A 10,214-nucleotide genomic window follows, 5' to 3' on the forward strand; every position below is an offset into this window, starting at 1 on the left:
GGGCCGGCTCCGGCGGTCTAACGCGGCTTCGCGTATCTCGTCGGAGTTTCCTTTTTCTTCCGGGCCCAAAAGCGGGCCGTAAGGGCCCTGGTCGTGCGCAGCAGGGCGGTGGTGAGGTTGGGGCCGGCCAGGTCCAGGCGCTTCCAGTCGGTGACCGCCCGCAGCACCGCCAGGCGATGGATGCCGTCCTCGCCACGGGAGGGATCCAGCACGCGCACGATGTCGTCGACGGCGACCATGAACCGTCCCATCAGCGGCTGCCCTGTGGTCAAAGCGGCGTGCAGGTCGGCGTAGACCGGCTCGGCCATCACCCGTGCATGTGCCGAAAGGGGACGGCCATGGCTAACTACACAACGTAAGCGCACTACCACGTGGGTGAAGTACGTGCTACCGAACCCGACGAGCTGAGGTCGACGCCGGCAAGTCCGCACGCAACTCAAGCGCGAGCTCAGCAAGGAACAGCGGCAGTGGGATGACGCCGCCAAGGCGAACGAAGGGGAGGGAGCCACATGTGCGCGGCATCGCTTTCCACTATCGAAACCTTATGGCACTGCCCGTTGTGCTTCCTATCAGGCTCGTTTGACCTCAGTGACTTCGCCAATAATGATTACCGTGCCGTCCGGACCGCTCGGCAGGCACCCCTCGGGAATTTTGATGCCTGCTGGTGGATCCTTACGCCAAGTGGAAGCGCCGCCGCCACCTGTGATCTTGTCACCTTCCAATACAAGACCTATGCCGGGCACATCCACCCCACGTCTCTTGCCATCGATGATAGGCCGAGTTCCTTCGGGCCATACGGGTGTCGCCTGCGGATCTCCAGGACCAGGCATCACCAGTCTGAGACATCTACTTTGGGCGTCATACTTCAGCGTGCCCATGATGATGGCCGTCATGGAGATCGAAGAGCTGTGGACGATGACGAGGGGGTCCTTTCCTTCTATGCTTAGTTTACTGTTGGAGCAGCTGGCGGTAGGTATCAAAAAGGACGCTAAAGTGATCAGCCACGCATATCTCTTTATCTGATTATTTATGTGCATCACATCATTAAACCACGTACGGGGTGGGCGCGGCTATCCCTGCAGGGTTAGCCGCGCCCACCCTCACACAGCCGCTACCTCATTAGCAGTGTTTTACCTGCTTATTGGGTGACGGCATCAGCCTCAGCATGTGGAGCATGTCCAGATGTTCCAGTTGCTGCCTAGCCCAGTCGAGTCGTTGACGCGATCTGCAGCCACGAAGTACGCCGAAGTGTCGAACAGGGTGTTACTTTGTGCGGAGGTGACCCCCCATGCCCTGTTCCCGTAGTACAGCGGCCCCCCACTGTCTCCCGGGTCCGCTATGTCATCGGTAACAATATTTCCCTTGTATGTCTTGCCATCGGTGATCCAGTCCTCGTCAGTGATATCGGCGCTCGTGTCGGTGATGTTATCGCAGGTGGCGCCTGAGGTTCTGCCGAACTTGCAGACTAATTGTCCGACGACGGGCGATGTTCCCACGTCATGGGCGTATCTGGGGAGGTTCCAGTCATAGTAGAACGTGCGGGTTTGTGTCATTGACGTTGTGCTGCTTTTATCGTATCTGGCCAGATCGTAATCTTCCGCACGGAACCATCGCGACAGCGTCGTGGTGTCGGTGTCGTAATTGGGGTGGTTACGATATGTATAGTATTGACTACCGTCAGCACAGTGTCGTGCAGTGAGGCTGCCCTTGGCGCCGGTAGACGAAATAACGTTAAATCCGTTTGTGCAAAGGTTGGATCCGCTGAGTAACCCGCCGCCACGAATATACTGGTCGGTTTTGTCGAGCTGTAGGTTGTCATCGAGCTGAATGTTGATCTTGATAATGGGGTTATCTGGAGGAGAAGGCTGAAGTGACGTGGCCATGCGCGAACGCGCTGCGTCGTTGGATGGTTTCTCCTTCAACTTCACAGTGATGTTCACTTCGCCAGTTTCGGTGTTGTATTTGCCTACCATCGAAGCAACCTTCCCGCTTCGGTGGAGGCTGAGAACTGCCCGTTCTTTTGCCGCCTGCAACTCTGCTTCGGAGAATCCGCGTCCAGGGAAGAGCCTTACTTCTACCGGTAGAGTTCTCGCGAGTTCGAGCGCCTTGGCTGGCACCTCGCCCTTGAAGCCGAGACGGACTCCGTGACCCTCATTCACTATGGCGATGTCGGCGAAGTTTTCGGAGAACTCCGAGCGCAGTTGGGCGGCCACGGCATTGATCGCAGGGCTCCAGGCGTAGCGCTCGATGGCCTCCTCTAGGGAGATCTTTTTTGATTGCGCGTACCGGTTGAGATCGATGAGTTCAGAGAATGGAATGCCGTCGACCTTAATGGTTGGGTCGGGGACAGGGCCGTCAGGCATCTGGCTCTGCAACGGCGGATTGTTCTTTACCTCCTTGGCTGCATGCCTGTCAAGGGCTTGCTTCAGAGAGATGCCCTGCGCTTCGGCCTCCTTGGAGAGCTTGTCCAAAGTGGGATACTCAGCCCTGGGCTGCTGGTCCCGAGACAGAACGATCGGATCCTTGGCGACGCTTGTCTGCGCTGAGGCGAAACCAGGGCTCAGAGGGATGGCGATCGTGAGGGCTGCTGCAAATGCTAGTCCGCTCTTCATGCAGGCCTTTCTTCTGATATCAGGAATTAGGTGTCCCGAAGTTGCCTATTACGTGGGACCGAAATGCATGAGGCGTCCATGCCAAACGTTGCGCTGTCGCGCTGAGACAACCTTCACCTGATGGTCGCGGCGTGCTAGATCAGCATTGAAAGATTTTCGACAGTTGTCAATGGAAAATATTGAGCACACTGTAGGAATGCCTGTTAGTACTCTGTGTGATGACGAGGTCCTTCAGGGGCCATGGCCGGGATAGTCCGCGGTTTCCTGTGCATATGGCGAAGAAGTCTTCGTGGGGGTGCCTCTGTGCCTGATCGACGCCATCCCTTCTTGCGATCCCGGTCACGCCGCAGGGCCGTCCGCCGAGGGAACGCCAACGCCCCGCCGTGTGCCGGCGTGGTAAGGGCGGCGGGAGGCTCGTGTGGTAGAGCGCGGCGCGGATCTCCTCATCGCCGCACTCGGCGCATCCCTCGGGGTGAGCACCATTCGGCGGCCTGAGAGGCGGTGTAGCCGGGCGCCCGCCGACTCGGTGACCCTCGGCCCTCGTCCGTGAGCGACTGGCGCCCGGCCGCCGCCCCGATGTCGGCAACGAGGATCCGGCCTGCGCCGCAGCGCGTGCGGCGGCGATGAGCTGGGTTTGGGCATCGCGGATCCTGACAATCACGCGAGCACTTTGACAGACGGGGCGAACCTTGCCTGTCACGGCATTAGGTAGGGTGGGAATGGGCCTGACGATCGCCCTGGGCAGTGTCCCGCGGATCATTTGACTGGGTCGCGGAGCCAGATGCGGATCGAGGCGACGTCGATGGTGCCCTGGTAGATGCGTTCTCTCTTGTCGTAGCGCGTGGCGACCGCGCGGGAGTTCTTAAGCTTGTTGAAGCAGCGTTCGACGGTGTTGCGTTCGGTGTAGCGGTCGCGGTCGAACGCTGGTGGCCGGCCTCCGGACGAGCCTCGTCTGCGCCGGTTGGCCTTCTGGTCCTCCTTGACCGGGATGACCGCCTGGATGCCGCGTCTGCGCAGATAGGCCCGGTTAGCGCAAGAGGAGTAGGCCTTATCGGCCATCACGGCACCGGGCCTGCGACGCGGACGTCCCAGACCACGGCGCGGAATACGAACAACCTCCATCAGCGGGATGAACCGCGGGGAGTCACCGTGCTGTCCCGGACTGGTCAGCCGGGCGATCGGCCGGCACCGCCGGTCCGCGACCAGGTGAATCTTCGTACTCAGCCCTCCCCGGGACCGGCCCAACGCCTCCCGGCCGACCGAATTCTTGTCATTCGATCCAGCCCCCCGCACGGTCATCAGCGGCCGGAGCCCGCCGGGCCCCAGCCGCGTGCTGATGCGCACGAGCGATGGTCGAATCCGCACTCACCGTCCAGTCCTTGCCCTCGGCCTCATCACACCCGGCCCGCAGCCCATCGAGGATCCTGGCCCACGTCCCGTCCAGTGACCAGCGACGATGCCGGTTATAGACCGTCTTCCAGTTCCCATAACAGCCAGGCAGATCACGCCAAGGACCGCTCGTACGGGTCCGGAAGAACACACCATTGATCACCATCCGATGATCAGCCCACCGGCCACCACGCCGCGGCCTCATCGACGGCAGCAACACCTCCAACCGAGCCCATTCACCATCGGTCAGATCGTGCCGCTTCAACCGCTCCTCATCCACAGAACTGATCTACCAGACAAACCAAACCAAGATCTACGACGCTGCCTGGCGGCTTCATCGGATCCACAGCCTGCGGTGCCACCACGGACCTCCCGGATCGGCGAAAGGATCGGGCAGCGTACGCGCGAATGCCATCCTGTCGATCGGACGCACGGCCGCGGCGAGGACGCCGGCCGCTCTCGGCGGCAGCGCGCGGACGGCCTCCTCGATCACGTCGCGGGTGTACGGCGGGTCGTCCCACCTGTGGCCGACCTCCACCATCATGAACTCAGGCGAGGCGTATGGAGCACAGCGCGCGTGTTGTTTCCACGCCCCCAGGGCACGCTCAACGGCGTCTTTATCCAGCTTCTTCTTCTCCATGGCCCTGACCTGCCGGTATATGGACAAGGGCAGTATCGACCGCGAGGGCCAGAGAGGACCCGGTGAACGCGGGTGCAGGGGCAGTTCCGCCCGTATGGCGGCGGGGCGCCTACGCGGCATGACCCTTTGTGTAGATCCTCATGCGGCACATCTTCGACCGGGCCGAGCCCGATCGTCAAGCCACTTCGCGCGCCGGATCGCGGCTGGGTTCGCCACATGCCATCGGCGTTCTCAACTCGACGACATCCTCGGCCGCCTCGCGGCCAGCGCCGACGCCCTCTTGCGCTAACCGGGCCTATCTGCGCAGACGCGGCATCCAGGCGGTCATCCCGGTCAAGGAGGACCAGAAGGCCAACCGGCGCAGACGAGGCTCGTCCGGAGGCCGGCCACCAGCGTTCGACCGCGACCGCTACACCGAACGCAACACCGTCGAACGCTGCTTCAACAAGCTTAAGAACTCCCGCGCGGTCGCCACGCGCTACGACAAGAGAGAACGCATCTACCAGGGCACCATCGACGTCGCCTCGATCCGCATCTGGCTCCGCGACCCAGTCAAATGATCCGCGGGACACTGCCTAGCATGGTCGATGACGGCGAACGGGTCGCCCTGCGAGGTCACCAGCGGATCCGGGACTGGGGACCCGGGCACGCAGGTGGGCTCGATCAGCGTCCGGCATCTGTCGAGGGGGGCATGAGTGGCTGCTGAAGGCCTGGTCGGTTCACGTATCAGGACCGCCCGCCGGAGACTGGGCCTGTCACAGCTGAGACTCGCCCAACCTGAGTTGTCCGAGAGCTACGTGTCGTTGATCGAGTCAGGGCGGCGGATACCGCCTCGCGCGGTGGTGGAGCTGCTCGCGCAGAAACTGGACTGCTCGGCGTCGTACCTGCTGCATGGGGCGACCCCTGAGCAGATCGACGAACTGCTCCGCAATGCGCGGACAGCTCTGGCCCAGGGGCAGGTGGACAAGGGCCGGACCGGTTTCTTGCAGTTGCTGTCTGAATACGAACTCGCCAGCCTGCCGGCGATCCAGTATCAGGTCGCAGTGGGTCTGGCCGACTGCGCACGATCGGTGAGTGATCTGGATGAGACCATCGCGGTGCTGGTCGCGATGTGTGAACACGAGCAGGTGTCGTTGGAGCAGTGGACGCGCCTGAGCGGGGTGCTGTGCCGGTGTCACCGCCGCAAAGGAGATCTGGATCAGGCGGTGCACGTCGCCGTCGCCATTGTGGAGCCCGGTTCACAGCACTGGACTGAGGAGCTCGTCGAGCTCGGCAGTGAGTTGCTCACCGCCTACACCGAACGCGGTGACCTGCTGGTGGCGGAACAGCTGCGCGCGCAGGTGGTCGCCGCCGCCGAAGACGTGGGCACCGCGCCGGCGCTGATGTCCGCACATACGGCGGCCGCGGTGTTCGCCGTGGAGGCCGGGCACGGTCCTGAGGCGCTCGCCCATGTCCAGCGGGTATCGCGGTGCAGACCGCCGACGACCCGAACCGGCTGCAGTCGGCCACTATCGACCACGCCCAGTTGATGCTCGCCGCCGCACCCGAACACGCTGCGGCGCTGCGCGAGGTCCTGCTGCAAGCCCAAGCCGACCTGGCCGCCCCCGCGGACAGGGTGCGCTGCGCGATGAACCTGGTGCGCGTGGAGCTGTCACTGAACCGTCCCGAGCAGGCCAAGGACCATCTCGCGCTGATCGCCGATGGCCTGGAGCAGCTGCCGCAGGACCTGGTGGCTGACGCCCGCTTCTCATCGCCCGCACGCTGGCCGAACTCGGCAGGCCGCAAAAGGCCGTTCGGGAGGTGGCGGCGGTGATCGCCTGGCTGGAACACGCGCCGCGGTGTCGGCGAATCGCGCAGATGTGGCTTACCGCCGCGCAGGTGCTCGAGCGCGCCGGTGACACCGCGCCCAGCGTGTACGCCTACCACAAGGCCCTCAGCTGTCTGGAGCTGTAAACCGCCACCACAGTTCCACCGCCAGCGCCGCGCGGGCGGCCGCCGCGCGTGGGGCCGTGCAAAGGGACAATTCCCACCGAGATCGGCGCCGGGAGGCCTTGCTGCCCTACATGGCGTCCTCGACCTCCAGGAAGCACTCGGTGATCCAGGCGCAACCGAAGGCCAACGGAGTACCGCTGCCCTGCTCTGCCGGGCATGCCCGGTGAAGGACCGCCGCCACCGGGGCACTTGGGCAACCGTCGTGGGGCACCTGCTGTGTCCGTGGCCGTGCAAAAGTAGCCGCAGGTGGCCGGGTTGAGGTCACCGCTGGTGGCCAGTTTTAAGTCCCCACGTCCTCGTGTGCTTGTCCGTGTGTCGTGGGGTGGGGTGTGCCCCTGAACGGTGATCGTGACGGTGTCGAGCCAGTCACGTGATCATCGCTCAGGGAGTCTGCCGGGCCATGAAATCTTCGGGGGAAGTCATGGACATCATCGCTGCCTACCGCGAGGTAGGCACCTATCGTGGGGCCGCTGAGATGTGCGGCACCACGCACAAGACCGCCAAACGCATCATCGAGCGGGCGCTGGCCGGGGACAAGACGCCGCCCCGCAAGCAACGGAACCACAACTACGATGCGGTCGCCCATCTGGTGGCCGACAAGGTCCGCGCGACGCACGGGAAGATCTCGGCCAAGCGGCTGCTGCCCTTGGCGCAGGCTGCCGGGTATGGCGGGTCGGCGCGGAACTTCCGGCGGCTGGTCGCGCAGGCGAAGCAGGCCTGGCGTCGACAGAATCCGCGCGGGCGGCGGCCGACCATCTGGACGCCGGGCGAGATGCTGGTCATCGACGGGTTTTGGCGGTAGGAACACGATCTTGACGACGATTCGGTGACGGCGGGTATTTGCCCTGGTTGACCGTCATAACGTCCCTGCTCATGCCTGTGGATTTCCTCTCTGATGAGCAAGTGGCCCGCTACCGCCGGTTCCGGGGCGAGGTGTCGGCGGCGGAACTGGAACAGTTCTTCCGCCTGGACGTTAAAGCGTTGGACGTGCTGGCCGGTAAGCGCCGTCCGGCCGCGAAGCTGGGGTGGGCCGTGCAGTGGGGCACCGTGCGCATGCTCGGTACTTTTCTGACCGAAGGACCCCTAGACGTTCCCTCCGAGGTTCTGGAGTTCGTCGCCGCGCAACTAGACGTCGATCCGGCTTGCGCGCCGGAGTACCTGACTCGCCCGAAGACCGCCTACGAACATGGCTGGGAGATCCGGGACCTGCTGCAGCTGGCGGAGTTCTCCAAGCATGAGCATGAGGTGCGCGATTATCTCGCCGCGCGGGTGTGGTCGACCGTCGAGGGGCCGCGGGCGTTGTTCGATCGGGCCGTGGTGCACATGCTGGGGGCGGGCATTCTGCTGCCCGCCGGGATCACGACCCTGACCCGGCTGATCAGCGAGGTACGCGGCCGGGAGAACGCGAGGCTGTACCGGACGCTGGCTGAGCGGACTGGGCCGCAGTTGCGGTCGGCGCTGGCTGGGCTGCTCCAGGTGCCCGAGGGTGGGCGGGCCTCGGAGCTGGAGCGGCTGCGGACCCCGCCGAGGAAGGCCTCGGGCCGGGTGATGACGGCGGAATTGTTCCGGGTCGCCGAGATCGGGGCCCTGGGTGCGGGGGCGGTGCCGGTGGAGCCGGTGCCGGCGGTGAAGATGGCGGCGCTGGCCCGGGCGGAGCGGGCGGGCAAGGCCGAGCAGCTGCGGACCTTTCCCAAGTTGCGCAAGGCGGCGCGGACGATGGCCTCGGCGGTGGAGGTGCTGATGTCGGCGCCGGAGGCCACGGCCGATCGGCTGGTGTCGCTGGTGGAGGTGTGGAAGGCGATCGAGGAGGTGGTGCCGCGTGAGCGGCTGGCGGCGGCGGTGGAGACGGTGGCGGCGTTCGTCCCGGTCACCGATGACGACGCGGCGGCTGAGTGGCGGGCCGAGCTGGTCAAGCGGTATCGCACCGTTCAGGGGTTCATCGAGCTGCTGCTGGAGGTGATCGGGTTCCGGACGGTGGAGGCCGGTACTGGGGTGCTGGCGATGGTGCGGGAGGCCGCGACGATGGCCAAGCGCCGCCGCCGGTACGGGCCGGGCGACATCAGCCGCCATGACCACCTGATCACCGGGTCGTGGCGGCCGCTGGTCTACCGCAACCCCGACTTGCCGCCGGGGCAGATCGACAAGGCGGCCTTCGTGCTGCGCGGTGATGCACCTGCACCAGGCGCTGCGCCGCCGGGATGTGTTCGCCGAAGGGTCGGATCGGTGGAGCGATCCGAGGGCCCGCCTGCTGGAGGGAGAGGCGTGGGAGCAGGCGCGGGCGAAGGTTCTGACGTCGCTGGAGCTGGAGAGCGAACCGGCCGCGCATCTGGCCGAACTCGCGAGCGCGCTGGAGGGCGCCTACGTGCGCGTTCTGGACGGTCTGGGCGCCAACACCGCGGTGCAGTTCATCGGCGGCAGGCTCCAGGTCGAGAAACTCGGCGCCGCCGAGGAGCCGCCGCTGATGAAGGAGTTCCGCACCCTGGTCGACGCTATGCTGCCCCGGGTGGACTTCCCCGAACTGCTGCTGGAGGTCTTCGACCGCACACTTCACCCACATCTCTGGCGCGGACTCGCCCATGGAGGACTTCGCCACCAGCTTGTGCGCACTGGTCGTCGCCGAGGCGTGCAACGTCGGCCTGGTCCCGATCGAGAAACCGAACGTCCCCGTCCTGCACCTGCTGCAGTACATCTCCGATTCCGGCTACCGGCGGATGATCGGCACCCAGTTGAACGTGCAGGAGGCGCGGCACCGGCTGGCCCGCAAGATCGCCTTCGGCAACCGGGGGCAGTTGCGCCAGCGCTACCGGGAGGGCATGGAAGACCAGCTCGGCACGCTCGGCCTGGCCTTGAACGCGGTCGTCTGGTGGAACAGCCTCTACCTGGACGCCGCCGTGAAGGACTTGCGCGCCCAGGGCTTCCCCGCCACGGATGAGATGTGCGCCCGGTTGTCGCCGATCCAGTACGACCACATCAATTCCTGGGCCGTTACGCCTTCACCCGCGCCGACCTGGCCGCCGGGCTGCGCCCCTTCCACACCGACCTCGACCAGGAGGACTGAACAATTCGGCCAGGCTGGAGGTCTGCGAGGGCACGAGGCCAGGTCGCTTCACGGAAGGTCATTTGCACGAATGTCCGAAGTACCCTGCGCGGTCTGAGTGTCCTCAATCCGGGCAGGTGCGCTGGTACGGAAGATCGGGGACGTAGTAGGCCCACTCTGCGGGGGTGAGGTCGCGGTCCGCCCTAATGCAGATGGTGTTGAGCAATTCGGTGACTGTGGTGGAGCCCGGGAGGTTCAGCAGTCGCAGCGTGCTGGGCTTGTCAGCCGGGCTATTGCCTACGGTGACAATGGAGCGGCCGTCAGGACTGAACGCGACCTGGGCGATGCCATTGCCGCTGAAGGGCTCTGGCTGTCCGATTGGCTGGTGGGTCGCTGCGTCCCAGAGCCGTACGGTGTTGTCGGTGCTGCCGGTGGCCAGTCGCCTCGCGTCCGGGGAGAAGACCACTGATAGTACTGGGCCGATATGGCCGGTCAGGGGCTTGCCGATCGGCTGGCGGGTCGCTGCGTCCCAGAGCCGTACGGT

At 64.8% G+C, this 10,214-nt stretch carries 9 protein-coding genes and 4 pseudogenes; 7 read left to right on the plus strand and 6 right to left on the minus strand.

Annotation, left to right across the window (positions count from 1 at the left end):
• Positions 1-17: 17 nt before the first annotated feature.
• From ABD810_RS10910 to ABD810_RS10930, 5 genes and pseudogenes are all read right to left on the minus strand, one after another.
• Positions 18-308, minus strand: a complete 291-nt coding sequence (locus ABD810_RS10910) for a hypothetical protein (RefSeq protein ID WP_344937505.1) — start codon at positions 306-308, stop codon at positions 18-20.
• Between the two features lie 261 nt (positions 309-569).
• Positions 570-893: a hypothetical protein gene (locus tag ABD810_RS10915; RefSeq protein ID WP_344937508.1), complete on the minus strand. Its 324-nt coding sequence runs from the start codon at positions 891-893 to the stop codon at positions 570-572.
• 267 nt (positions 894-1,160) lie between these two features.
• Entirely contained in the window at positions 1,161-2,612 is a 1,452-nt protein-coding gene (locus tag ABD810_RS10920) for a S1 family peptidase (RefSeq protein WP_344937510.1), read from the minus strand.
• A gap of 756 nt (positions 2,613-3,368) precedes the next feature.
• Positions 3,369-4,266: pseudogene (locus tag ABD810_RS10925) on the minus strand (IS5 family transposase).
• Between the two features lie 69 nt (positions 4,267-4,335).
• Positions 4,336-4,641 (minus strand): hypothetical protein, encoded by a 306-nt coding sequence (locus ABD810_RS10930; RefSeq protein WP_344937512.1) that lies wholly within the window; start codon positions 4,639-4,641, stop codon positions 4,336-4,338.
• Positions 4,642-4,919: 278 nt separating this feature from the next.
• Between ABD810_RS10930 and ABD810_RS10935 the strand changes: the two are divergent.
• From ABD810_RS10935 to ABD810_RS10965, 7 genes and pseudogenes are all read left to right on the plus strand, one after another.
• Positions 4,920-5,201: pseudogene (locus tag ABD810_RS10935) on the plus strand (transposase); the annotation flags it as partial.
• A gap of 135 nt (positions 5,202-5,336) precedes the next feature.
• On the plus strand, positions 5,337-6,170 hold the full coding sequence (locus ABD810_RS10940; RefSeq protein WP_344937514.1) for a helix-turn-helix domain-containing protein: 834 nt from the start codon (positions 5,337-5,339) through the stop codon (positions 6,168-6,170).
• Positions 6,110-6,454 carry a hypothetical protein gene (locus ABD810_RS10945; protein ID WP_344937517.1) on the plus strand — a complete coding sequence of 115 codons (345 nt, stop codon included), beginning with the start codon at positions 6,110-6,112 and terminating at the stop codon, positions 6,452-6,454. The genes ABD810_RS10940 and ABD810_RS10945 overlap by 61 nt, the downstream gene beginning before the upstream one ends.
• Positions 6,451-6,594 (plus strand): hypothetical protein, encoded by a 144-nt coding sequence (locus tag ABD810_RS10950; protein WP_344937519.1) that lies wholly within the window; start codon positions 6,451-6,453, stop codon positions 6,592-6,594. The genes ABD810_RS10945 and ABD810_RS10950 overlap by 4 nt, the downstream gene beginning before the upstream one ends.
• Before the next feature lie 439 nt (positions 6,595-7,033).
• Positions 7,034-7,420 (plus strand): annotated as a pseudogene (locus ABD810_RS10955) (IS21 family transposase); the annotation flags it as partial.
• Positions 7,421-7,506: 86 nt separating this feature from the next.
• Positions 7,507-9,348 (plus strand): DUF4158 domain-containing protein, encoded by a 1,842-nt coding sequence (locus ABD810_RS10960; RefSeq protein ID WP_344937522.1) that lies wholly within the window; start codon positions 7,507-7,509, stop codon positions 9,346-9,348.
• A pseudogene (locus ABD810_RS10965) lies at positions 9,303-9,691 on the plus strand (Tn3 family transposase); the annotation flags it as partial. The gene ABD810_RS10960 and the pseudogene ABD810_RS10965, both read left to right, overlap by 46 nt.
• Before the next feature lie 103 nt (positions 9,692-9,794).
• Here ABD810_RS10965 and ABD810_RS10970 read toward each other — a convergent pair.
• Positions 9,795-10,214, minus strand: a 420-nt coding sequence (locus ABD810_RS10970; protein WP_425566876.1) for a WD40 repeat domain-containing protein, incomplete at its 5' end; no start/stop codon positions are given.

This window comes from Sphaerisporangium flaviroseum, from assembly GCF_039537005.1.
Classification (GTDB): domain Bacteria; phylum Actinomycetota; class Actinomycetes; order Streptosporangiales; family Streptosporangiaceae; genus Sphaerisporangium; species Sphaerisporangium flaviroseum.